Raw genomic sequence first — 22,824 nt, 5'->3', positions numbered from 1 at the left:
TTCTTAAAAAGGGAAATTAAGCGGAGTGGCGTTTGCGATAGCCGTCGAGGAATCGTGCGATGCGATTCACGGAGTCGGCGAGGTCGTCGACATTCGGCAGGAAAACCACGCGGAAGTGATCCGGCGTCGGCCAGTTGAAGCCCGTGCCCTGCACCAGCAGCACGCGCTCCTCCAGCAGAAGGTCCGTAATGAATTGCTGGTCGTCCTGGATCGGGTACATCTTCGGATCGAGGCGCGGGAACATGTAGAGCGCCGCCTGCGGCTTCACGCAGGTCACGCCCGGAATGGCCGTGAGCATCTCGTAGGCGAGTTCCCGCTGCTTGTAGAGGCGTCCGCCCGGCAGGATCAGGTCGTTGATGCTCTGGTAGCCGCCGAGCGCCGTCTGGATCGCGTACTGGCCGGGAACGTTCGGGCACAGGCGCATCGACGCCAGGATGCCCAGCCCTTCGAGATAGTCCTTCGCGCGGCGGCGGTTCTCTTCGATCAACCCCGAAATGGCCATCCAGCCCGCGCGATAGCCGCACGAACGATAGCTCTTCGACAGGCTGTTGAAGGTCACCGTGATCACGTCTTCGGAGAGCGCGGCCATCGACGTGTGGGTGAGTCCGTCGTAGATGATCTTGTCGTAGACCTCGTCGGCGAAAATGATGAGGCCGTGCTCGCGCGCGATGGCGATGAGGTCCAGCAGCAGCTGATCCGAGTACAGCGCGCCGGTGGGATTGTTCGGGTTGATGACGACGAGCGCCTTCGTGTTCGGCGTGATCTTCGCGCGGATGTCGTCGAGGTCGGGCATCCAGCCGTTGCCCTCGTCGCACAGGTAGTGGCGCGGCGTGCCGGACGAAAGGCTCACCGCCGCCGTCCACAGCGGATAGTCGGGCGCGGGCAGCAGAACCTCATCGCCGTCGTTGAGGAGCGCCTGCATGGCCATGACGATCAGCTCGGAGGCGCCGTTGCCGATGTAGATGTCGTCCAGTCCCACGCCTTCCACGCCTTTTTGCTGCGTGTAATGCATGATCGCCTTGCGCGCGGCGAACACGCCTTTCGAATCCGAGTAACCCGACGAACCCGGCAGGTTGCGGATCATGTCCTGGATGATTTCGTCGGGGGCCTCGAAACCGAACGGGGCCAGATTGCCGATGTTGAGCTTGATGATGCGGTGGCCTTCTTCCTCGAGGCGCTTCGCGTGCTCGAGCACGGGTCCGCGAATGTCGTAGCAGACGTTTTGCAGCTTGTTGGATTTCAGAATCGGTTTCACGGCTGGCGCTCTGGTCTGGATGTGTGGACGGACGTGGTCTGGTTCGGTGCGGCTTGGGCGTCGTGCCCGCTGATTTTGCCCGCTGGCGTTGCCCGACTAAGGTTGCGCGATTCCGGCCCGGTCATCCGTGCGGCCAGCCTCGCGCGCGGACAGCGGCGGATGAGCGTGCCGGAGCGGGATTGGGGCCTCACTGAAGACTGGGCTTCGAAGTCACATTTGCAATGGACCTTCGAAGCCAGCCGCTTGAGTCCCGGGCAAGCCGCCCAGGCGCGGGACGACATATTCTAGACGCAGCGCCGGGTAGGCTTGAGCGTTGCGGACCGGGGGCTAAGCCGGAAGCGGCGATTGCGCGCGGAGGCGGCTTGTGGCGGCAGCGAGCGCAACGGGCGCCGCGAGCGGGCCCGGCAGCCGGAAAGTTATAATTTACTGATTATGGCTCAGTTCCGCAATGCACCAAAGCCGCGCCGCCGCGCCCTGCGGGCGGGCACGAGGGACCTGCACGGCGCGTCCGCTGGCTTGCACGTTGCGTAATGCTGGCTGAGCCCTTCATCCCTTCCCTGCCGGATCACTGTTTTGAAACTTCACCAGGATTCCACCAGCGCGCTCAATACGATCACGAGCTACGGAGACGGTTTCGTCGCGATCAACCTCGAACGGCACGAAGGCAGCGTGATCGTGATGCCTGAAACGCCGGTGACCGCATGGCCGGTTGCATCGTTCGACGCGTTGACCGCCGAGCACTTCCAGGCGCTGGTCGACGCCGCCCCCGAGGTGGTCATCTTTGGCAGCGGCACGCGCCTGCGCTTTCCGCATCCGCATCTCACGGCGAGTCTGGCGCGCCATCGCATCGGCGTGGAAACGATGGACTTCGGCGCCGCCTGCCGGACCTACAACATCCTGATGTCCGAGGGCCGGCGCGTGGCGGCGGCCTTGTTGATCGAGGGTTGATCGAGCCTGGCGCAAGCGCCGGGATGCGCTAAGGAACCGTTAAGGATATGACTGGCAGACTCCGGCCGCGCGCCTGAATTCGGCGCTGCCTTCGGTGCAGGCGAGCACGCTCCAGCAGTTTGCGCCGTGGCGTACTGCTAAACTCCCGCCCGGCATTCATGGCAACGGACCGCAAGACGCCGGACCGGCGCGGCGGCAACGCAGACGCGCCCGACGCCGCGAACGCCCCGAACCGCCGGGCGGTTGCTGCCCCTTTCGTTCCACTAGCGCCGCGCATCGCGGCATCGGACAGGTCGACTTCATGAACGATACGCCTTCGCGGCTACCGCTCACCCGTCTCACGCTCATTCTGCTGGTTCTGGCGCTCGCGCTCGTCTGGTTCGGGCCGCTGGGCTATCGCCATCTGGTGCCGAGCGACGAAGGCCGCTACGCCGAAATGGCCCGCGAAATGTTCCTGACCGGCGACTGGATCACGCCGCGCTACAACGGCTACAAGTATTTCGAGAAACCGCCCCTGCAAACCTGGGCGAACGCGCTGACCTTCGCGTGGTTCGGCATCGGCGAATGGCAGGCCCGGCTTTATACGGCACTCACGGGCTTTGCCGGCGTGCTGCTGGTCGGCTATACCGGCACGCGCGTCTTCAATGCGATGACGGGCTTTGCCGCCGCCGTCGTGCTGGCCACCTGTCCGTACTGGAACCTGATGGGCCACTTCAACACGCTCGACATGGCCCTGTCGTTCTGGATGCAGGTCACGCTGTGCGCGCTGCTGCTGGCGCAGCGCCCCGGACTGCCGCCGCGCGCCGTGCGCGGCTGGATGTGGCTGTGCTGGGCCGGCATGGCCGCGGCGGTGCTGTCGAAGGGCCTGGTCGGGCTGATCCTGCCGGGCGCCGTCCTGATCCTCTATTCGCTCGTCGCGCGCGACTGGGCGCTGTGGAAGCGCCTCTATATCGGCAGCGGGCTGATCGTGTTCTTCGTCATCGTCGCGCCGTGGTTCGTGCTCGTGCAGATGGAGAATCCCGAGTTCTTCAATTTCTTCTTCATCGTCCAGCAGTTTCAACGCTATCTGACGCCCGAGCAGAATCGCCCGGGCGCGTTCTATTACTTCGTGCCCGTGCTGCTGGTCGGCTTTCTGCCGTGGCTGTCGGTGGCCGCGCAGAGCGTGTGGCACGGCATCCGCACGCCGCGCCAGCCGAACGGCTTCGCGCCCGTGACCTTGCTGCTGGTCTGGTCGGCGTTCATCTTCCTGTTCTTCAGCGCGTCGCACTCGAAGCTCCTCTCCTACGTGCTGCCCGTCGCGCCGGCGCTGGCGCTCGTGATCGGGCTCTATCTGCCGTCACTCACGCGGCCGCGCTATCGCATGCATCTGATCGGCTATGCGCTGTTCCTGATCGCGGCGGCGCTCGGCGCAATTTTCCTCGGCCGGGCGGGCAGCGCCAACACGCCGAACGCGCTCTATCGCGCGTTCCAGCTCTGGGTGTGGGCGGCGCTCGGCGTAGCCTTCGTCGTGACGCTGGTCGCGCTGTGGCTGAACCGCCGCAGCGTCCTGGCGGGCGCAACCGGACTCGGCGCCGCGTGGCTGCTGCTGGGCACGATCGCCGGCTCGGGCCACGATGTCTTCGGCACGCAGAGCTCGGGCGTGCAACTCGTGCCGGCCGTCAAGGCCGCGATGGCGAAACTGCCGCCCGACACACCCTTCTATTCGATCGCCAAACTCGATCACACGATGCCCTTCTACCTCGGCCACACGATGATCATGGTCGGCGAAGCGGACGAACTGAGCTTCGGCGTGCATGCGGAGCCGCAGAAATGGGTGCCGAGCATCGACGAGTGGATCAAAATCTGGGATTCGGAGCACGCGGCGCTCGCGCTGATGCCGCCCTACCGTTACGACGAACTGGAGAAGCTTCACGTGCCCATGCAGGTGATCGCGCGCGACGAGCGTCGCGTGATCGTCGAGAAACCGCAGCCCTGAGCCTTCGAATGCCTTACGGTCGCGCCGGATGATCGCACGGTCGTGCGGCAACCGGCGGCGAACCGGTTATCCTTGACCCGCACCCGACCTTTCACGATGAACCTGATTTCCTTCATTTGCATCATCATCGGCGTATCGTTGAACGCATGCGCGCAGTTGCTGCTCAAAGCCGGCGTGAACGCGGTGGGCCATTTCGACTTCACGCCGGCCAATATCGTGCCGGTCGGCATCAAGATTGCCACGCAGCTGCCCATCATCGGCGGGCTCGCCTGCTACGTGCTGAGCGTGGTCGTGTGGATCGTCGGGCTGTCGCGCGTGGACGTGTCGATCGCCTATCCGATGCTCTCGCTCGGGTACGTCGTCAACGCGTTCGCGGCCTGGTACCTGTTCGGCGAAGTGATGTCGATGCAGCGGCTCATCGGCATCGGCATCATCCTGGTCGGCGTGGTGGTGCTCGCGCGCGGCTGAAGCGCGGCCCGCCTCGCGTCCCGACCCGCGGCGGCCCTGTCCGGATCAATCATCAATTACAACGCATAGTCCATGACCCAAACCTCGCGGCCGTTCCTGCCTTTCGTGAAGCCTGACATCGACGAAGAAACCATCCAGGGCGTGGTCGACGTGCTGCGTTCGGGCTGGATCACCACCGGCCCGCAGAACCAGCAGTTCGAAGCGGAGCTGTCGGCGTATTGCGGTGGCCGGCCGGTGCGCGTGTTCAACTCCGGCACCTGCACGATGGAAATCGGCCTGCGCATCGCGGGCGTCGGCGCAGGCGACGAAGTCATCACCACGCCAATGACCTGGGTGTCCACGGCGAACGTGATCCTCGAGGTGGGCGCGACGCCGGTGTTCGTCGACATCGATCCGGTCACGCGCAATCTCGACCTGAACCTGCTTGAAGCCGCCATCACGCCGCGCACGAAAGCCATCATGCCGGTCTACCTGGCGGGGCTGCCGGTGGACATGGACCGGCTCTACGAGATCGCGCGGGCGCACGGGCTGCGGGTGATCGAGGACGCGGCGCAGGCATTCGGTTCCAGCTGGAACGGCAAGCGCATCGGCGCGCTCGGCGACCTGGTTTCGTTCAGCTTCCACGCGAACAAGAACCTGACGTCGATCGAAGGCGGCGCGCTCGTGCTCAACAACGAGGACGAGGCGGAGCTCGCGCGCAAGTATCGCCTGCAAGGGATCACGCGCACCGGCCTCGACGGCATGGACTGCGACGTGCTGGGCGGCAAGTACAACCTGACCGATGTCGCGGCGCGCGTCGGGCTGGGCCAGCTGCGCCAGATCGACCGGTTCACGGAAAAACGCCGCCAGCTGGCGCGCGCGTACTTCGACGCGTTCGAAGGCGGCGCGGCCGTGCGGCTCGGCGTGGGCCTGCCGCCGCGCAACTTCAGCGACGCCAACTGGCACATGTTCCAGATCGCACTGCCGCTGGAGCGGCTGACGCTCACGCGCGCCGAGTTCATGCAGGAGATGAAGGAACGCGGCGTCGGCACGGGCGTGCACTATCCGGCGCTGCATCTGTTCACGCTGTATCGCGCGCGCGGTTTTCACGAAGGCATGTTCCCGCATGCCGAGAAGCTCGGCGCGGCCACGCTCACGCTGCCGCTTTTCACGCTGATGGAAACGGGCGACGTGAATCATGTCGTGAGTTCCATCGATGCGATCTGCGAGCAGTTCGGAAAGTGAAGGCGCACTGAGAAAGGCAAGCAAATGCAGCACAAGCCAATAACGGGCAACCCAGGGACAACCAGCGCAACATGAGTCATTTCGATTTTCCGGCGACTTCCCCCGAGCTTTCGGTGATCATCCCCGTCTACAACGAGGAAGCCGGCCTCGCTGCGCTGTTCCAGCGCCTGTATCCGGCGCTCGACGCGCTCGGCACGTCGTACGAGGTGATCTTCATCAACGACGGCAGCCGGGACAAGTCGGCGGCGCTGCTTGCGAAGCAGTTCCACGCGCGCCCCGACACCACGCGCGTCATTCTGCTGAACGGCAACTACGGCCAGCACATGGCGATTCTCGCGGGCTTCGAGCAGTCGCGCGGCGAGATCGTCGTCACGCTCGACGCCGATTTGCAGAACCCGCCCGAGGAAATCGGCAAGCTCGTGGCGAAGATGCACGAGGGTTACGACTACGTCGGCACGATCCGCCAGCAGCGACAGGACAGCCTGTGGCGCAAGAAAGCCTCGCGCGCGATGAACCGGCTGCGCGAGCGCATCACCAAGATCCGCATGACGGACCAGGGCTGCATGCTGCGCGCCTACAGCCGCCATATCATCGACACGATCAACCGCTGCGGCGAGATCAACACCTTCATTCCGGCCCTCGCCTACACCTTCGCGCAGAACCCGATCGAAGTGGACGTGGCCCACGAGGAGCGCTTCGCGGGCGAATCCAAGTATTCGCTCTACAGCCTCATCCGCCTGAACTTCGATCTGGTCACCGGCTTTTCGGTGGTGCCGCTGCAATGGCTGTCGTTCATCGGCGTGATTCTCTCGGTGGGATCGGCGGGCCTGTTCCTGCTGCTCCTGATTCGCCGCTTCATGTTCGGCGCGGAAGTCCAGGGTGTGTTCACCCTGTTCGCCATCACCTTCTTCATGCTCGGCGTGATCATCTTCGCGCTCGGCCTGTTGGGCGAATACATCGGGCGCATTTATCAGCAAGTGCGCGCGCGGCCGCGCTATCTGGTGCAGACCATCCTCGAGGAACGCGACGGCCTGCCCACCGCCACGCGGCCGCTGCAGGACGCCGTGCAGCAGGTCGCCGTGGTCACGCGCGAGGAAGACGGCGTATGAAGCCGCGCGCAGTCGTCTTCGCCTATCACGACGTCGGCGTCCGTTGCCTGCAAGTGCTGCTCGCGCGCGGCGTGGAGGTCGCGCTCGTGGTCACGCACGAGGACAGCGCGAGCGAGAACATCTGGTTTGGCAGCGTCGCGCAGGTTGCGGCGGAGCATGGCATCGCCACGCTCACCCCGGCCGATCCGGAGTCGCCCGAGCTTCACGAAGCCGTCGAACGCCTCGCACCCGACTTCATCTTCTCGTTCTACTACCGGCACATGCTGCCGGTGGCGCTGCTGTCGCTCGCGCGGCGCGGCGCGTACAACATGCACGGCTCGCTGCTGCCGAAGTACCGCGGACGCGTACCCACCAATTGGGCGGTGCTCAACGGCGAAACCGAGTCCGGCGCGACGCTGCATGAAATGGCCGCGAAGCCCGACGCCGGCGCGATCCTCGCACAGACGCCGGTGCCCATCCTGCCCGACGATACCGCCGCGCAGGTCTTCGACAAGACCGTGGTCGCCGCCGAGCAGACGCTCTGGCGCGTGCTGCCCGCGCTGCTGGCCGGCGAGGCGCCGCGCCTGCCCAACGATCTCGCCGCCGGCAGCTACTACGGCGGGCGCAAGCCGGAAGATGGGCGCCTCGACTGGACCCAGCCGGCCGCGCGCGTCTACAACCTGATTCGCGCCGTGGCGCCGCCTTATCCGGGTGCGTTCACGGATCTCAACCCTGACCGCTTCATCGTCGCGCGCGCGCGGCTCGTGCCGGAAACCGGCGCGCCGGGCATCGCGCCGGAAAGGCTCGGTGAGCTGCGCGGTTTGCCCCCGGGCCTTGCCGTGACGGATAATGCGCTGTTCGGCGTGTGCGGCGATGGCCGCGTCATCGCCATCCACGAATTGCGCCATCGGCCGCTGTCCGCCGACGGTCAGCCCGTGGGCGACGAGCGCGCCGTCAGCCCCGCCGAATTCGCCACTGCTTTCGGCCGCCTCACTCAATCCTCTCGTCATTCATGAAAAAAGTTCTGATCCTGGGTGTCAACGGCTTCATCGGCCACCACCTGTCCAAGCGCATCCTCGAGACCACCGACTGGGAAGTCTTCGGGATGGACATGCAAACCGATCGTCTGGGCGACCTCGCGAATCACGAGCGGATGCACTTCTTCGAAGGCGACATCACGATCAACAAGGAATGGGTCGAGTATCACGTCAAGAAGTGCGACGTGATCCTGCCGCTGGTCGCCATCGCGACGCCCGCCACCTACGTGAAACAGCCGCTGCGCGTGTTCGAACTCGACTTCGAGGCGAACCTGCCCATCGTGCGATCGGCCGTGAAGTACGGCAAGCACCTGGTGTTTCCGTCGACGTCCGAGGTGTACGGCATGTGCACCGACGAGCAGTTCGACCCGGAGAACTCGCAGCTCTCCTACGGCCCGATCAACAAGCCGCGCTGGATCTACGCGTGCTCCAAGCAGCTGATGGACCGCGTGATCTGGGGCTACGGTATGGAAGGCCTGAACTTCACGCTGTTTCGTCCGTTCAACTGGATCGGCCCGGGCCTCGACTCCATCTACACGCCGAAGGAAGGGTCGTCGCGCGTGGTGACGCAGTTCCTCGGCCATATCGTGCGCGGCGAGAACATCAGCCTCGTCGACGGCGGCGCACAGAAGCGCGCGTTCACCGACATCGACGACGGCATCGGCGCGCTGATGAAGATCATCGAGAACAAGGGCGGCGTGGCCAGCGGCAAGATCTATAACATCGGCAACCCGACGAACAACTTCTCGGTGCGCGAACTGGCGGGCAAGATGCTGGCGCTCGCCAACGAGTTCCCCGAGTACGCGGACATGGCGAAGAAGGTGCAGCTCGTCGAGACCTCGTCGGGCGCGTACTACGGCGAGGGCTACCAGGACGTGCAGAACCGCGTACCGAAGATCGACAACACGATGCAGGAACTCGGCTGGGCCCCGAAGGCCAGCATGGACGACGCGCTGCGCAAGATCTTCGAAGCGTATCGCGGGCATGTGGGCGAGGCCCGCAAGCTCGTCGAGCAAGCGTAAGCGCGAGGACGCCGCGTGGCCCGCATTGTCCTCAAGATCGACGTCGATACCCTGCGCGGCACGCGCGAAGGCGTGCCCAACCTCGGGCGTCTGCTCGACCAGTACGCCGCGCGCGCCACCTTTCTCTTCAGCCTTGGTCCGGACCATACCGGCTGGGCCTTGCGCCGCGTGTTCCGGCCAGGCTTTTTAAAGAAGGTGTCGCGCACCTCGGTGGTCGAGCACTACGGCCTCAAGACGCTGATGTACGGCGTGCTGCTGCCGGGACCGGACATCGGCCGCGAAGCCGTGTCGGAGATGCGCGCCATCCACGAAGCCGGCTTCGAATGCGGCATCCATACGTGGGACCACGTGTACTGGCAGGACAACGTGCGCGCGCGCGACCGCGACTGGACCGTGACGCAGATGCAGCAGAGCCATGCGCGCTTCATCGAGATCTTCGGCGCGCCGCCGGTCACGCACGGCGCGGCCGGCTGGCAGATGAACGGCCACGCGTTCGAGCAGATCGACGCCTGGGGCATGCGCTACGCCTCCGACGGCCGCGGCCACACGCCCTACATCCCCGTGCTCGACGGCCGCACGCTGAACCATGTGCAGATGCCCACCACCTTGCCGACGCTCGACGAAGTGCTCGGCGTGGCGGGCGTCGACGAAAGCAATGTCGCGGCGTATCTGCTGAAGCACACCGAGAACAACCCGCACGACCAGGTGTTCACGCTGCATGCGGAACTCGAAGGCCAGAAACTCGCGCCCGTGTTCGGGCAACTGCTGGCCGGCTGGCGCGCGCAAGGACACGTCTTCGCCACGATGGGCGATTATCATGCGGCGCTGGACCGCGCGACGCTGCCCACGTACCCTGTCACGTGGGGCGAGATTCCGGGCCGCGCGGGCGAACTCATCGTCCAGCCGGGTTGAATTGATGCCCGGGCAGCGTGCGCGGCGCGTGTCCAGATCGTCTCCCTCACCAACAATCCACAACAACGGAGAAGCCTTCGTGTCAGTCGCTGTCGACCAGCCCGTCCCCGATTTCACCGCGCCCGCAACCGGCGGCGAGTTCACCCTCTCCTCCCTGCGCGGCAAGAAGGTCGTGCTGTTTTTCTATCCGAAGGACAACACGCCGGGTTGCACGACCGAAAGCCTGCAGTTCCGCGACCACTACGAGCAGTTCCAGAAAGCCGGCGCGGAAGTGGTCGGCATCTCGCGCGACAGCGTGAAGTCGCACGACAACTTCAAGGCCAAGCTGGAACTTCCCTACACGCTGGTGTCGGACGGCGACGAAGCCATCTGCGCACAGTTCGATGTCATCAAGATGAAGAAGATGTACGGCAAGGAAGTGCGCGGCATCGAGCGCTCGACCTTCCTGATCGACGCGCAGGGCGTGCTGCGGCAGGAGTTCCGCGGCGTGCGCGTGCCGGGGCACGTCGAGGCCATCGTGGAGGCTGTACAAGCCATTTGAGGCACGATATATTGGTTCGCAATGAGCGCCTGTCCCTTCACTTTCCTCCTTCCCGGCACGAGCCGTCGTGCGCCCTGCGGCGCGGTCGGCATGGATCCGGGTTATCCGGGCGGTGAGGCAGCGGGTCGGCGCAGGCGCTCTGAAAGAGAAGTCAGCCGCGGGTTCCGGTAGTCGGAACGGCGGCTTTTTTATTGGATATCGCGCGGAAGCCACGCAGTTCCCCGCCGCGCGATAACCCACGGACGCACTCCCGAGGAGCAGATCGACACCTAGGCGAACCGGCGTTTTCGACATTGAAGCGCGCCGCCGGGCGCAAACTGCGGCACGCGTCTCGCTGCGAGGGCGGACGAGCAGGATGCGACAGGCGGCGCACGATACACGACCCGATTCCTTTCGAGGGAACACCATGCCTTTGCCTACCGCCCCGGCCAAGCTCGGCCATCTCCTTCCGTCCGACGAGTACAAGGCCAAAGCGCGGCCTTCGAAATCGTCGAAGAAGCCCGCTGCAGCGAGCGACGACGATGCCCACGGCGGCGCCGCCACCGCTACCGCCGAACGTCCCGCGAACGCGGCGCACACGCTGCGCGCCATCGCCAGCGAAGTGCTGATCCAGGTTCCCGCCGAAGCGCAGGTGGATGCGGCCGTGCCGCCGCCCGCGCCCGGCACCATCCCGACGCGCGGCCGCAAATCGCGGCAGACCGCGGCGTTGTTGCAGCCGGCGCCCGCCGTCCGGTCGAAACAGGACGAACCGCAAGCACACGTTGAACACGCGGAAGTGCCCGTGGCTAGCGCGAAGGACACACGTGCGGTGCCCAAGCGCCGCAAGGGCGCCGCCGCCGAAGCCGAATTGCGCAAGCTGTTCGTGCTCGACACGAACGTGCTGATGCACGATCCAAGCTCGCTGTTCCGCTTCGAGGAACACGACGTCTATCTGCCGATGATGACGCTCGAAGAGCTCGACAACCACAAGAAGGGCATGTCGGAAGTGGCGCGCAATGCGCGTCAGGTGAGCCGCACGCTGGACGGACTGGTCGCGCATGCAGGCAAGATGACGGAAGGCATTCCGCTCGCCGCGCAAGGCAACCGTGACGCGCTCGGCCGCCTCTACTTCCAGACGACGCTCACCGACATCGAGCCGGTCGAGGGCCTGCCGGTCGGCAAGGCCGACAACCAGATTCTCGGCGTCGTGCGCGCGTTGCAGAAGGAGCGCCCGGAGAGCCAGGTCGTGCTGGTGTCGAAAGACATCAACATGCGCATCAAGGCGCACGCGCTCGGGCTGCCCGCCGAAGACTACTTCAACGATCAGGTCCTGGAAGACAAGGACCTGCTCTACTCCGGCGTGCGCGCGCTGCCGCAGGACTTCTGGACGCGGCATGCCAAGGGCATGGAAAGCTGGCAGGACACCAAGACCGGCACCACGTACTACCGCGTGACCGGTCCGCTGTGCTCGTCGATGCTCGTCAACGAGTTTGTCTATCTCGAGCCGCAGAACGGCGAGCCGTCGTTCCACGCCGTGGTGCGCGAACTCAACGGCAAGACCGCGCTGCTGCAGACGCTGCGTGACTACGGCCATCACAAGAACAATGTGTGGGGCATCACCGCGCGCAATCGCGAGCAGAATTTCGCCCTCAACCTGCTGATGAACCCGGAAGTCGACTTCGTCACGCTGCTCGGCCAGGCCGGCACCGGCAAGACGCTGATGGCGCTCGCCGCCGGTTTGGCGCAGGTGCTCGACGACAAGCGCTACAACGAGATCATCGTGACACGCGCCACCGTGCCGGTGGGCGAGGACATCGGCTTCCTGCCGGGCACCGAGGAAGAGAAGATGCAGCCGTGGATGGGCGCCTTCGACGACAACCTCGAAGTGCTCCAGAAAACCGACGACGCCGCCGGCGAATGGGGCCGCGCCGCGACGCAGGAGCTGATCCGCTCGCGTCTCAAGGTGAAGAGCATGAACTTCATGCGCGGCCGGACCTTTGTTGACAAGTACGTGATCATCGACGAAGCGCAGAACCTGACGCCGAAGCAGATGAAAACGCTCGTCACGCGCGCGGGCCCGGGGACCAAGATCGTGTGTCTCGGCAATATCGCGCAGATCGACACGCCTTACCTGACCGAAGGCAGTTCGGGCCTCACGTATGTCGTGGACCGCTTCAAGGGCTGGACGCACGGCGGGCACGTGACGCTGGCGCGCGGCGAACGCTCGCGACTCGCCGACTACGCGTCGGACATCCTGTAAGCGGTTTGATTGCAATGCACGGCCCGGCGGAGCGATCCGCCGGGCCGTTTTTCATGGGGCTTCAGTTCTTTTCGCCGTTCCGCGACGGCAACACTTATGGCCGAATCCTCATGTAAAACTTCAACAGCGCTTGCCGCACGCCCGTGCGACGGGCTAGTATCGGCACACTGCCATCCTTGGGCGAGCCTGCGCTCGCCTTTCTGCAATGCGTCGAATCTGGTTGCCGCTTCTCGTGTCCGTGCTGCTCGCCGCGTGTGGTTCCGCGCCGCAGCAGGCCACGCGCAAGCCCGCGTCCAGTACCGCCGCCACGCGTACCTTCAAGCCGCCGCCCGGTTTCCCGACCTTCGTCGATCACAGCATCGGGCGCGAGGAAATCTCCATCCAGGCGATGTCGCTCGTCGGCGTGCCGTATCGCTGGGGCGGCAACACGCCGGATGCAGGCTTCGATTGCAGCGGCCTCGTGCGCTATGTCGTCGAGCGCGCCGCGTCCGTCGATCTGCCGCGCACCACCGGCGAGATGAGTTCGCGCGGCGAATCGGTCGAACCGGACGAAATCGCCGCCGGCGACCTGATCTTCTTCAATACGACTGGGCGGGCGCATTCGCACGTCGGCATTTACGTGGGCAAGCTGCGCTTCGTGAACGCGCCATCGACGGGCGGCACGGTGCGTCTCGATTACCTCACGAATCCATACTGGGCCAAGCGTTTCGACGGCATCCGCCGCGTCGCGGCGCCGAAGGCCGCACCGACGCCATTCGATGGCCCGACTTATCTGGCATCGCCTGCGCCTGCCGCACCTGCCGCGTCTCCCGCGGTTCAAGCCGCCGCGCCGGCCGCGCAACCTGCACCGACCTACGCGCGCCAGACGGCGCCGGCCCCGGTAGCCGCAAGCGCCGACGCCTTCGAGCCGCCGCCTTCGTCGCTGAGCGCGGCGCAGCGGCAATCGCAAGCCGCTGGCGCGATTGCGCCCGCCGCCACGGCCGCGATCAACGCGTCAACCGATCCGATCCAGGCCGCCGCCGACGCCTTCGAGCCGCCGCCGTCCAACTCGCGCGCCGCGCAGCAGCAGGCACGCACGGCGCAAACGGCCTATGACAACGCCAACCTCGCCCCCGCAGAGCCGCCCGTGCGCGTGATGCGCGCCTCGACCGGCTCGCTCGCCGCGCCGCGTCCTGCACCGAACGACGACCCCATCGCCCGCTTCGCCACCGGCACGAACTGACGCGGGCCGCGCGCGTCTGCTATCGTGTTCCGAACGATTTCACCACGGAGCGCAACACCATGGATCTGGGACTGGCGGGCAAGGTCGTGCTGATTACGGGCGGCAGCAAGGGTATCGGTTTCGCCTGTGCCAAGGCGTTCGCCGCGGAAGGCGCGAAAGTGGCCATCGTCTCGCGCGATGCCGCCAATCTCGCCCGCGCCCGCGAGCAGCTCGCGAGCAGCGGCTATCACGTGCATCTGGCGCGCGCCGATCTGCACGAAGCGCACAGCGCGGACGACGTCGTCGAGGAAGCGAGCGCGGCGCTCGGCCCCATCGACATCCTGATCAACAGCGCGGGCGCCGCAAAACGCTACGATCCCGACACGCTCGACGCCGCCGCGTACAAGGCCGCGATGGATGCCAAGTACTTCTCTTACGTGTATCCCCAGCAAGTGGTGCTCAAGCGAATGGCCGAACGCCTGCGCGCCGATCCGCAAGCGGAGCCGGGCGCCATCGTCAACATCATCGGGATGGGCGGGAAGATGGCCAGCGACATCCACATCGCGGGCGGCGCCGCCAATGCCGCGCTGATGCTCAATACCGTGGGGCTGGCGCATCACTATGCGAAGCTCGGCATCCGCATCAACGCGATCAATCCGGGCTCCACGCTGACGGAACGCGTCGAGGAAGCGCTCGATCTCGAAGCCAAACGCCAGGGCGTCACGCGGGATCAGGTTCTCGCCGACAGTCAGGCGAAGGTGCCGTTCGGACGCTATGCGAAGCCGGAGGAAATCGCCGACGTCGCGCTCTTCCTGGCGAGCCGCCGGGCGAGTTACGTCTCGGGCGCGCTCATTCCGATGGACGGGGTCTCCTCGCCGATCATCTGATCCATGCCCGCCCCGCCATGACGCGGGGCGAACCGTTCCAAGCGACGCTTAAAGGAACCGGTGTCCGAGCCACCAGCCCGCTGCGGCGAGCGCGGCGGAGGCCGGAATGGTCAGAATCCACGCCCACACAATGTTGCCCGCGACACCCCAGCGCACCGCGCTGAACTTCTGCGTTGCGCCGACGCCGACAATCGCGCCGGTGATCGTGTGCGTGGTGGACACTGGAATGCCGAGGAACGACGCGACGAACAGCGTGATCGCCCCGCCCGTCTCCGCGCAAAAACCGCCGACCGGCTTGAGCTTGGTGATCTTCTGACCCATCGTCCGCACGATGCGCCAGCCGCCGAACAACGTGCCCAGGCCCATCGAGAGGTAGCACAGGCCGATGACCCAGATCGGCGGCGCATCGGCGGTGGCGGACGCGTAGCCGGTGGCGATCAGCAGCATCCAGATGATGCCGATGGTTTTTTGCGCGTCATTGCCGCCGTGACCGAGCGAATACAAACCCGCCGAGACCAGCTGCATGCGGCGGAAGCGCCGGTCGACCTTCGAGGGCGGCGTGCGGAAGTACAGCCACGACACCAGCAGCATGAAGAACGAGCCGAGCACGAAGCCCAGCAACGGCGAGATGAAGATGAACGCGACCGTCTTCAGCAGGCCGTCCCAGTTGAGCGAGCCCCAGCCCGACTTGGCGAGCGCCGCGCCGACCAGCCCGCCGATCAACGCATGCGACGAACTCGACGGAATGCCGTAGATCCAGGTGACGATATTCCAGCCGATCGCCCCGACGAGCGCGCCGAAGATCACATAGTGGTCGACGATCTCGGGATCGATGGTGCCCTTCCCGACCGTTTCCGCGACCTTCAGGTGAAAGATGAAATACGCGATGACGTTGAACGCCGCCGCAAAGGCAACCGCTTGTTGCGGCTTGAGCACACCGGTCGAGACGACCGTGGCGATGGAGTTGGCGGCGTCGTGGAAACCGTTCATGAAGTCGAACGCGAGTGCGACGACAACGAGCAACACGACTGCCCAGATGGCGAGTTGAATCGAATGCATCAGTGAGTATGGGTTTGACCGGTGTTGTGCGCGCCGTCGATCAGGCGTTTTCCAGCACGATGCCTTCGATGATGTTCGCGACGTCTTCGCACTTGTCGGTGATCGTTTCGAGCAGCTCGTAGATCGCCTTCAGCTTGATGAGCGTCTTCACGTCGTCTTCCTCGCGGAACAGTTTCGACATCGCCGAGCGCAGCACGCGATCCGCGTCCGACTCGAGCCGGTCGATGTCCTCGCAGATCTTCAGGATTTCGCTCGCGCGCTTCATGTCGGACAACAGCCCGACCGCTTGCTGCACGCGCTCGCACGTCGCCGTGCTGATGTGCGCGAGCTGGCTCGCCTCCGAGGTCACCGCACGCACGTCATACAGCGAAATGGCCGTGGCGACGTCCTCCATCAGGTCGAGGATGTCGTCCATCGTGGTGATCAGCTTGTGGATCTCGTCGCGGTCGAGCGGCGTGATGAAGGTCTTGTGCAGCAGGTCGATGGTTTCATGCGTGAGTTTGTCAGCGCGCTTCTCGTTCGCCTGCACTTTCTGCTTGTGCATCTCGGCTTCGTCGAGGTTGTCGATCAGCAGCTCGAGCTCGCGGCTGGCCTCCACGATGCACTTAGCGTGCGCGTTGAAGATTTCGAAGAATTTGCCCTCAGTGGGCATGAAACGACCGAACATGAAAATCCCGATCCCGATTAATGGGTCAATTTAAAGGCAGACATCAAACTGACATATTGTACCCGTGCGCGCACCCCGACGTGCCGCGCTCAAGCGCCGCGAATCATGGCGTGCACCCGGGACAGGCAAGCAGTCGTCGTGCCGCCGCGTGCGCTTCGCACCTTCCAGGATGCTTGCGCCACGGCACTTGACTACCTTTTATCTACTGCTGAAAGGCAGCGACTTCACTCGCTGCCGTAGAAGGTCTGCGAGCCTGCGAAATTGTCAAATTTCGTAAACTGGCCGTGGAACGTCAGGCGCACCGGTCCGATCGGACCGTTACGCTGCTTGCCGATGATGATTTCCGCCGTGCCCTTGTCCGGGCTGTCGGGGTTATAGACTTCGTCGCGATAGATGAACAGGATCACGTCCGCATCCTGTTCGATGGCGCCCGATTCGCGCAGGTCCGACATGATCGGGCGCTTGTTGGGACGTTGTTCCAGACCGCGGTTCAGCTGCGACAACGCGATCACGGGCACGTCGAGTTCCTTGGCGAGACTCTTCAGCGACCGCGAGATTTCCGAGATTTCGGTGGCGCGGTTTTCGCCGGCGCTGCCCGAGCCCGACATCAGCTGCAGATAATCGACGATGATGAGGCCCAGCTTGCCGCACTGGCGCGACAGACGCCGCGCGCGCGAGCGCAGTTCCATCGGGTTGAGGCCGCCGGTTTCGTCGATGAACAATTGCGCCTCGCTCATCTTCTGCACGGCGTGCGTGAGTTTCGGCCAGTCTTCGTCGGTGAGGCGGCCCGTGCGCATGCGATGCTGGTCGAGCCGGCCCACCGAGCCGAGCATACGCATGGTGAGCTGCGTGCCGGGCATTTCCATCGAGAACACGGCGACTGGCAGGCCATATTCCACGGCCACATATTCGCCGATGTTCATCGACAAGGCCGTCTTGCCCATCGACGGACGTCCCGCCACGATGATCAGCTCACCGCCATGCATGCCCGAGGTCATGCGGTCGAGGTCGACAAAGCCGGTGGGCGTGCCGGTCACGTCGCTGGGGTTGGCGGTGTGGTACAGCGTGTCGATGCGCTCGACGACTTGCGTCAGCAGCGGTCCGATTTCGAGAAAGCCCTGCGTGCCGCGCGCGCCGTCTTCGGCGATCGAGAACACGCGCGATTCGGCTTCGTCGAGAATCTGGCGGACTTCCTTGCCCTGCGGATTGAAAGCGTCGGCGGAGATTTCGTCTGCGACCGAGACCAGCCGGCGCAACACCGCGCGGTCGCGCACGATTTCGGCATAACGGCGGATGTTCGCCGCGCTCGGCGTGTTCTGCGCCAGCGCATTCAGATACGCGAGCCCGCCCACTTCCTCGGCCTTGCCGGCCATCGTCAGCGCTTCGTGGACGGTGATGACGTCCGCGGGACGCGTGGCCGCGATCAGCTTGCCGATGTGTTCGTAAATGATGCGATGGTCGTAGCGATAGAAATCGCCTTGCGCCATCACGTCGGCGATGCGGTCCCACGCGGCGTTGTCCAGCAGCAGGCCGCCGATGACCGATTGTTCAGCTTCGATCGAATGCGGCGGGACCTTCAGCGCGTCGAGTTGCGGATCTTTGGACGGAGCGTTCATGGGGTGGAATTATCGGACAATGGCCGAGCGTGGACAATAAAAAATGGCAGGAGCCGTTCAGCTCCTGCCATTTCTGATCCGATTCGCGAGGCGCGATGCCTCGCATCAGACTTAAGCGTGCTCGCCGAGCACCGACACCGTGACGTCGACCAGCACGTCCGTGTGCAGCGCCACTTGAACCGGATGGTCGCCGACCAGCTTGATCGGGCCATTCGGCAGGCGCACTTGCGCCTTTTCGACTTCGGCGAAGCCTTGCGACTTCAGCGCTTCAGCGATGTCCGCGTTCGTGACCGAACCGAACAGACGGCCGTCGACGCCTGCCTTTTGCGAGATCTGCACGGTGAAACCGCTCAGCTTTTCGCCTTGGGCTTGAGCCGCAGCCAGCTTTTCGGCGGCGTTCTTTTCGAGTTCGGCGCGGCGAACTTCGAATTCGGCGATGGCGTCCTTGGTCGCGCGGCGTGCCTTCTTGCCGGGGATCAGGAAGTTACGTGCGTAGCCGTCCTTGACCTTGACGATGTCGCCCAGGTTGCCCAGATTGACGACCTTTTCCAAAAGAATGATTTGCATTTTTGGCTTTCCCTATTGCGTCGTCTGATTAGGCCTTGTGCAGGTCGGTGTACGGCAGCAGCGCGAGGAAACGTGCGCGCTTGATGGCCGTGTCGAGCTGACGCTGATAATGCGACTTCGTACCGGTCAGACGAGCCGGCGTGATCTTGCCGTTTTCGCCGATGAAGTCCTTCAGCGTTTCCGTGTCCTTGTAGTCGATCTGATCGACACCGGCTGCCGTGAAACGGCAGAACTTCTTGCGCTTGAAGAGCGGGTTTTGTTGCTGACGACGCTTGTCAAACTTCTTATTAGTCGGGCGGGGCATGATTAGTCCTTTCCAATGTCCTGCAATTCTGTGATGTGAAACACCAGGGTTCGCGCGTTACGGCTCTTTTTGGCCAGAAAGCCGGTGAAGCGTGTTTCGACGCCCATCGGACAGCTTTCCAGCCTGCCGCTCGCCTCTCCGGCTGCGACCGCCTGAAGCGTCAGTTCGATTTTCCGGGCGATGCCCGCTTCGACGACTTCCGCGGCGTGTTGCAACGTGCAGCTTGCAATCGGGATGCCGGCGGGCGTGTACCGCACCGGTTCGCGTTCCACGACGCTTGCTGTCAGTTGCAGCCGATTCACTTGAACCTTGGTGGCTGTGACGAACTGATTCGCCTTAAGCCTGCGCTTCGGACGGCTGGCTGGCCGCCTTCTTGGCTTCTTCGCGCTGCACTTCCTTCATCATCGGCGACGGGCCGGTTTCGGCCTTCTTCATCTTGACGATCAGGTGACGCAGAACGGCGTCATTGAACTTGAATGCGTGTTCCAGCTCTTCCAGCGTGGGCTGGTCGCACTCGATGTTCATGCAGACGTAATGAGCCTTGGCGAGTTTCTCGATCATGTAGGCCAGTTGACGACGGCCCCAGTCCTCGACGCGGTGGATCTGGCCACCGTGCGACGTGATCGTGCTCTTGTAGCGCTCGATCATGGCGGGCACTTGCTCGCTTTGATCGGGATGCACGATGAAGACGATTTCGTAATGACGCATATTCACTCCTTGTACTGACTTGTGGATTTAAGCCGCCCGGGCGTCGGACCGGTGCGGCAAGTGAGAAGCCCGAGACTATAGCGTGGAATGCCGCTTCTCGCAAGCCACATAGCCTTTTCTCAGCCGATTTCAGTAGTGATTTCAGGCAGTTAGCGGTGCTTGGCCGTCGCAGTCTCCATGTGAACCGGTTCGCCCGGCAAGGTGAGCGGACGGCTCCAATAACCCGATTGCGCGAAAATTTCCTTAAGATAATCAATGAAGTAGCGCACGCGCGCGGGCACGTAACGCTGCTGCGGGTAGACCGCGAGGATGTCGTAGTCAGGCAGTTCGAAGTCGTCCAGCACGGTTTCGAGCTCCCCGGATTCCAGTTGCCGCTGGATCTCCCACGTCGATCGCCAGCCCAGCCCCAGCCCTTCCGAGGCCCAGCGGTGCAGCAGTTCTCCGTCGTTGCAATCGAGCGTGCCGGCCACGCGCACCGTCACGATCTTGCCGTTGCGGCGGAAATACCATCCGCGGTTCTGGCCGCCTTGCAGATTGAACGCCAGGCAATTGTGGTTCGGCAGGTCCTCGAGCGTTTTCGGCCGGCCGTGCTTCCTGAAGTACGCCGGCGTGCCGCACACGACGCGCCGGTTGCCGGCCAGCTTCACCGCGACGAAGTTCGGATCGACGGCCCCGCCGATGCGTATCGACAGGTCATAGCCCTCGCGCACGAGATCCACGACGCGGTCCGTCAGATTGAACGACATCTGCAATTCGGGCTTGTCGGCGAGGAAGCGCGGCGCGTGCGGCGCGACATGCATGCGCCCGAACGCCGCCGGCGCGGACACGATCAGATGCCCGCCCACCGCGCGCCGTCCGGCCGCGAGTTCGTTCTCCGCCTGATCCCATTCCGCCAGCAGATTCCTGCAGCGGTCGAGAAACGCGGCGCCTTCCTCGCTGACCACCAGCCGCCGGGTCGAGCGATACATCAGCTTCACGCCGAGGCGCTTCTCCAGCGCGTCGATGCGCCGCCCGAGAATCACCGGCGAAACGCCTTCCTCCAGCGCCGCCGCAGCCAGGCTGCCGGCCTCGGCCACACGCACGAAGGTTTCGATCTGCTTGAAACGGTCCATCTGTCGTCTCCGGACGCGCACCGGCCGCTCAGCCGCGCCACGTCGCCATTCGATACTTTTTGTTTGGTAAAAAGCGACTCGCGCTGATCTTATCAAACCTTTTTCACAGACTTAAAGTGCATCGAACCCTGCATGAAAGCAGACAGCCATTTCCCGATTTCGGATTTCAGTTAGCGCCCCCAGGAAGGAGACAACCATGCCCAAGATGAGAGCCGTCGATGCAGCCGTCCTCGTGCTGGAAAAAGAAGGAATCGATACCGCGTTCGGCGTGCCGGGCGCGGCCATCAACCCGTTCTACTCGGCGATGAAGAAGTCGGGCGGCATCAGCCACGTGCTGGCGCGCCACGTCGAAGGCGCCTCGCACATGGCCGAAGGTTATACCCGCGCGGCGCCGGGCAACATCGGTGTGTGCATCGGCACGTCGGGACCGGCGGGCACGGACATGATCACCGGCCTGTATTCAGCTCAAGCCGACTCCATTCCGATCCTCGCGATTACCGGTCAGGCGCCGCGCGCGCGGCTCTACAAGGAAGATTTCCAGGCCGTCGACATCGAATCGATCGCCAAGCCCGTGACGAAATGGGCCGTCACCGTGCGCGAGCCGGCGCTCGTGCCGCGCGTGTTCCAGCAGGCATTCCACCTGATGCGCTCGGGCCGTCCGGGCCCGGTGCTGGTCGATCTGCCGATCGACGTGCAGATGGCCGAGATCGAGTTCGACATCGATACCTACGAACCGCTGCCGGTCTACAAGCCGAAGGCAACGCGCGCGCAGATCGAGAAAGCGCTGACGATGCTCAACGACGCCGAGAAGCCGTTGATCGTCTCCGGCGGCGGCGTGCTCAACGCGACGGCTGAAGACCTGCTCGTGAAGTTCGCTGAAACCATCGGCGTGCCGGTGATTCCGACGCTGATGTCCTGGGGCGCGATCCCCGACGACCATCCGCTGATGGCCGGCATGGTCGGCCTGCAAACCTCGCACCGCTACGGCAATGCGACGATGCTCGCCTCGGATTTCGTGCTCGGCATCGGCAACCGTTGGGCGAACCGCCATACGGGCAGCGTCGAGGTGTACACGAAGGGCCGCAAGTTCGTGCACGTCGATATCGAGCCGACGCAGATCGGGCGCGTGTTCGGGCCGGATCTCGGCATCGTGTCGGACGCGAAGGCGGCACTGGAACTGTTCGTTGAAGTGGCGCAGGAGTGGAAGGCGGCCGGGAAGCTGAAGGATCGCGGCGCGTGGGTGGCGGACTGCCAGCAGCGCAAGCGCACGATGCAGCGCAAGACGCACTTCGACAACGTGCCGATGAAGCCGCAGCGCGTCTACGAGGAAATGAACCTCGCTTTCGACCGCGACACCTGCTTCGTCACGACGATCGGTTTGTCGCAGATCGCAGGCGCCCAGTTCCTGCACGTGTTCAAGGCACGCAACTGGATCAACTGCGGCCAGGCCGGCCCGCTCGGCTGGACGATTCCGGCAGCGCTCGGCGTGCGGGCGGCCGATCCGCAACGCAAGATCGTCGCGCTCTCGGGCGACTATGACTTCCAGTTCATGATCGAAGAGCTTGCGGTCGGTGCGCAATTCAAGCTGCCGTATGTGCATGTGGTCGTGAACAACTCGTATCTCGGGTTGATCCGTCAGGCGCAGCGCGGCTTCGACATGGACTACTGCGTGCAGCTCGCGTTCGACAATATCAATGCGCCCGAACTCGAAGGCTATGGCGTCGATCACGTGGCGGTGGCCGAAGGCCTCGGCTGCAAGGCGCTGCGCGTGCACAAGCCGGAGGACATCGCGCCCGCACTGAAACAGGCGCAGGCGCTGGCCGCGGAACATCAGGTGCCGGTGGTCGTCGAGATGATTCTTGAACGCGTGACCAACATCGCGATGGGCACGGAGATCGACGCGATCAACGAGTTCGAGGAACTCGCCGAAAGCAAGTCGGATGCGCCGACTGCCGTCACGCCGCTGGACTGATTCCCCTGCTTCGCCGCCGCGC

At 64.3% G+C, this 22,824-nt stretch carries 22 protein-coding genes; 13 read left to right on the top strand and 9 right to left on the bottom strand.

The genetic code is table 11. From position 1 onward, the window contains the following. Positions 1 to 16 precede the first annotated feature (16 nt). On the bottom strand, positions 17 to 1,255 hold the full coding sequence (locus tag QCE63_RS07860) for a pyridoxal phosphate-dependent aminotransferase (RefSeq protein WP_309832153.1): 1,239 nt from the start codon (positions 1,253 to 1,255) through the stop codon (positions 17 to 19). Positions 1,256 to 1,828: 573 nt separating this feature from the next. On the opposite strand from QCE63_RS07860, the gene QCE63_RS07855 reads away from it, so the two are divergent. The 12 genes from QCE63_RS07855 to QCE63_RS07800 all read left to right on the top strand — a co-directional run bounded on the left by QCE63_RS07855 (position 1,829) and on the right by QCE63_RS07800 (position 14,797). Further along, complete coding sequence (locus QCE63_RS07855; RefSeq protein WP_309832150.1) at positions 1,829 to 2,203, top strand: Mth938-like domain-containing protein; 375 nt, start codon at positions 1,829 to 1,831, stop codon at positions 2,201 to 2,203. Positions 2,204 to 2,504: 301 nt separating this feature from the next. Next, on the top strand, positions 2,505 to 4,178 hold the full coding sequence (locus tag QCE63_RS07850) for a glycosyltransferase family 39 protein (RefSeq protein ID WP_309832149.1): 1,674 nt from the start codon (positions 2,505 to 2,507) through the stop codon (positions 4,176 to 4,178). Between the two features lie 96 nt (positions 4,179 to 4,274). Next, positions 4,275 to 4,646, top strand: coding sequence for an SMR family transporter (locus QCE63_RS07845; protein ID WP_309832146.1), 372 nt, complete (start codon positions 4,275 to 4,277; stop codon positions 4,644 to 4,646). 72 nt (positions 4,647 to 4,718) lie between these two features. Next, positions 4,719 to 5,870 carry a DegT/DnrJ/EryC1/StrS aminotransferase family protein gene (locus tag QCE63_RS07840; protein WP_309832144.1) on the top strand — a complete coding sequence of 384 codons (1,152 nt, stop codon included), beginning with the start codon at positions 4,719 to 4,721 and terminating at the stop codon, positions 5,868 to 5,870. Between the two features lie 71 nt (positions 5,871 to 5,941). Beyond that, complete coding sequence (locus tag QCE63_RS07835) at positions 5,942 to 6,979, top strand: glycosyltransferase (protein WP_309832142.1); 1,038 nt, start codon at positions 5,942 to 5,944, stop codon at positions 6,977 to 6,979. After that, positions 6,976 to 7,974 carry a formyltransferase gene (locus QCE63_RS07830; protein WP_309832140.1) on the top strand — a complete coding sequence of 333 codons (999 nt, stop codon included), beginning with the start codon at positions 6,976 to 6,978 and terminating at the stop codon, positions 7,972 to 7,974. The genes QCE63_RS07835 and QCE63_RS07830 overlap by 4 nt, the downstream gene beginning before the upstream one ends. Beyond that, a complete protein-coding gene (locus QCE63_RS07825) occupies positions 7,971 to 9,017 on the top strand; it encodes a bifunctional UDP-4-keto-pentose/UDP-xylose synthase (protein ID WP_309832138.1) in 1,047 nt (348 codons plus the stop codon). Before QCE63_RS07830 ends, QCE63_RS07825 begins: the two co-directional genes overlap by 4 nt. A 15-nt stretch (positions 9,018 to 9,032) precedes the next feature. Further along, the gene (locus QCE63_RS07820; RefSeq protein WP_309832136.1) at positions 9,033 to 9,929 is read left to right on the top strand and encodes a polysaccharide deacetylase family protein; all 897 of its coding nucleotides are present in this window, start codon (positions 9,033 to 9,035) and stop codon (positions 9,927 to 9,929) included. 79 nt (positions 9,930 to 10,008) lie between these two features. Further along, on the top strand, positions 10,009 to 10,470 hold the full coding sequence (locus QCE63_RS07815; protein ID WP_309832133.1) for a peroxiredoxin: 462 nt from the start codon (positions 10,009 to 10,011) through the stop codon (positions 10,468 to 10,470). A gap of 406 nt (positions 10,471 to 10,876) precedes the next feature. Beyond that, positions 10,877 to 12,709 carry a PhoH family protein gene (locus tag QCE63_RS07810; protein ID WP_309832131.1) on the top strand — a complete coding sequence of 611 codons (1,833 nt, stop codon included), beginning with the start codon at positions 10,877 to 10,879 and terminating at the stop codon, positions 12,707 to 12,709. 205 nt (positions 12,710 to 12,914) lie between these two features. Then, positions 12,915 to 13,931 carry a C40 family peptidase gene (locus QCE63_RS07805; RefSeq protein WP_309832129.1) on the top strand — a complete coding sequence of 339 codons (1,017 nt, stop codon included), beginning with the start codon at positions 12,915 to 12,917 and terminating at the stop codon, positions 13,929 to 13,931. A gap of 59 nt (positions 13,932 to 13,990) precedes the next feature. Continuing rightward, a complete protein-coding gene (locus QCE63_RS07800) occupies positions 13,991 to 14,797 on the top strand; it encodes an SDR family oxidoreductase (protein WP_309808189.1) in 807 nt (268 codons plus the stop codon). Positions 14,798 to 14,845: 48 nt separating this feature from the next. Here QCE63_RS07800 and QCE63_RS07795 read toward each other — a convergent pair whose 3' ends face one another. The 8 genes from QCE63_RS07795 to QCE63_RS07760 all read right to left on the bottom strand — a co-directional run bounded on the left by QCE63_RS07795 (position 14,846) and on the right by QCE63_RS07760 (position 20,830). Continuing rightward, the gene (locus QCE63_RS07795; RefSeq protein ID WP_309832127.1) at positions 14,846 to 15,856 is read right to left on the bottom strand and encodes an anion permease; all 1,011 of its coding nucleotides are present in this window, start codon (positions 15,854 to 15,856) and stop codon (positions 14,846 to 14,848) included. A gap of 40 nt (positions 15,857 to 15,896) precedes the next feature. Next, positions 15,897 to 16,523 (bottom strand): DUF47 domain-containing protein, encoded by a 627-nt coding sequence (locus tag QCE63_RS07790; RefSeq protein ID WP_309832125.1) that lies wholly within the window; start codon positions 16,521 to 16,523, stop codon positions 15,897 to 15,899. A gap of 224 nt (positions 16,524 to 16,747) precedes the next feature. Next, positions 16,748 to 18,139: a replicative DNA helicase gene (locus QCE63_RS07785; RefSeq protein ID WP_309832124.1), complete on the bottom strand. Its 1,392-nt coding sequence runs from the start codon at positions 18,137 to 18,139 to the stop codon at positions 16,748 to 16,750. Between the two features lie 111 nt (positions 18,140 to 18,250). Continuing rightward, a complete protein-coding gene (rplI, locus tag QCE63_RS07780; protein ID WP_309832122.1) occupies positions 18,251 to 18,706 on the bottom strand; it encodes a 50S ribosomal protein L9 in 456 nt (151 codons plus the stop codon). A gap of 28 nt (positions 18,707 to 18,734) precedes the next feature. Continuing rightward, entirely contained in the window at positions 18,735 to 19,010 is a 276-nt protein-coding gene (gene rpsR / locus QCE63_RS07775) for a 30S ribosomal protein S18 (RefSeq protein WP_309832120.1), read from the bottom strand. A 2-nt stretch (positions 19,011 to 19,012) separates the two neighbouring features. Further along, positions 19,013 to 19,312 carry a primosomal replication protein N gene (gene priB / locus QCE63_RS07770; RefSeq protein ID WP_007000151.1) on the bottom strand — a complete coding sequence of 100 codons (300 nt, stop codon included), beginning with the start codon at positions 19,310 to 19,312 and terminating at the stop codon, positions 19,013 to 19,015. Positions 19,313 to 19,346: 34 nt separating this feature from the next. Then, positions 19,347 to 19,718: a 30S ribosomal protein S6 gene (gene rpsF / locus QCE63_RS07765; RefSeq protein WP_309832118.1), complete on the bottom strand. Its 372-nt coding sequence runs from the start codon at positions 19,716 to 19,718 to the stop codon at positions 19,347 to 19,349. A 149-nt stretch (positions 19,719 to 19,867) separates the two neighbouring features. Further along, positions 19,868 to 20,830: a LysR substrate-binding domain-containing protein gene (locus tag QCE63_RS07760; RefSeq protein ID WP_309832116.1), complete on the bottom strand. Its 963-nt coding sequence runs from the start codon at positions 20,828 to 20,830 to the stop codon at positions 19,868 to 19,870. A gap of 196 nt (positions 20,831 to 21,026) precedes the next feature. Between QCE63_RS07760 and gcl the strand changes: the two genes are divergently transcribed. Beyond that, positions 21,027 to 22,802, top strand: coding sequence for a glyoxylate carboligase (gene gcl / locus QCE63_RS07755; protein WP_309832114.1), 1,776 nt, complete (start codon positions 21,027 to 21,029; stop codon positions 22,800 to 22,802). Positions 22,803 to 22,824: the final 22 nt, after the last annotated feature.

The organism is Caballeronia sp. LZ065 (assembly GCF_031450975.1).
In the GTDB taxonomy this organism is placed as follows: Bacteria; Pseudomonadota; Gammaproteobacteria; order Burkholderiales; family Burkholderiaceae; genus Caballeronia.
This window is presented reverse-complemented; position numbering and strand designations above follow the sequence as displayed.

Excerpts from the sequence above, each read along its gene's own strand:
- QCE63_RS07850 (WP_309832149.1), top strand. The coding sequence starts at position 2,505 with ATGAACGATACGCCTTCGCGGCTACCGCTCACCCGTCTCACGCTCATT.
- QCE63_RS07845 (WP_309832146.1), top strand. The coding sequence starts at position 4,275 with ATGAACCTGATTTCCTTCATTTGCATCATCATCGGCGTATCGTTGAAC.
- QCE63_RS07840 (WP_309832144.1), top strand. The coding sequence starts at position 4,719 with ATGACCCAAACCTCGCGGCCGTTCCTGCCTTTCGTGAAGCCTGACATC.
- QCE63_RS07835 (WP_309832142.1), top strand. The coding sequence starts at position 5,942 with ATGAGTCATTTCGATTTTCCGGCGACTTCCCCCGAGCTTTCGGTGATC.
- QCE63_RS07830 (WP_309832140.1), top strand. The coding sequence starts at position 6,976 with ATGAAGCCGCGCGCAGTCGTCTTCGCCTATCACGACGTCGGCGTCCGT.
- QCE63_RS07825 (WP_309832138.1), top strand. The coding sequence starts at position 7,971 with ATGAAAAAAGTTCTGATCCTGGGTGTCAACGGCTTCATCGGCCACCAC.
- QCE63_RS07810 (WP_309832131.1), top strand. The coding sequence starts at position 10,877 with ATGCCTTTGCCTACCGCCCCGGCCAAGCTCGGCCATCTCCTTCCGTCC.
- QCE63_RS07805 (WP_309832129.1), top strand. The coding sequence starts at position 12,915 with ATGCGTCGAATCTGGTTGCCGCTTCTCGTGTCCGTGCTGCTCGCCGCG.
- QCE63_RS07800 (WP_309808189.1), top strand. The coding sequence starts at position 13,991 with ATGGATCTGGGACTGGCGGGCAAGGTCGTGCTGATTACGGGCGGCAGC.
- QCE63_RS07795 (WP_309832127.1), bottom strand. The coding sequence starts at position 15,856 with ATGCATTCGATTCAACTCGCCATCTGGGCAGTCGTGTTGCTCGTTGTC.
- QCE63_RS07790 (WP_309832125.1), bottom strand. The coding sequence starts at position 16,523 with ATGTTCGGTCGTTTCATGCCCACTGAGGGCAAATTCTTCGAAATCTTC.
- QCE63_RS07785 (WP_309832124.1), bottom strand. The coding sequence starts at position 18,139 with ATGAACGCTCCGTCCAAAGATCCGCAACTCGACGCGCTGAAGGTCCCG.
- rplI (WP_309832122.1), bottom strand. The coding sequence starts at position 18,706 with ATGCAAATCATTCTTTTGGAAAAGGTCGTCAATCTGGGCAACCTGGGC.
- rpsR (WP_309832120.1), bottom strand. The coding sequence starts at position 19,010 with ATGCCCCGCCCGACTAATAAGAAGTTTGACAAGCGTCGTCAGCAACAA.
- rpsF (WP_309832118.1), bottom strand. The coding sequence starts at position 19,718 with ATGCGTCATTACGAAATCGTCTTCATCGTGCATCCCGATCAAAGCGAG.
- QCE63_RS07760 (WP_309832116.1), bottom strand. The coding sequence starts at position 20,830 with ATGGACCGTTTCAAGCAGATCGAAACCTTCGTGCGTGTGGCCGAGGCC.
- gcl (WP_309832114.1), top strand. The coding sequence starts at position 21,027 with ATGCCCAAGATGAGAGCCGTCGATGCAGCCGTCCTCGTGCTGGAAAAA.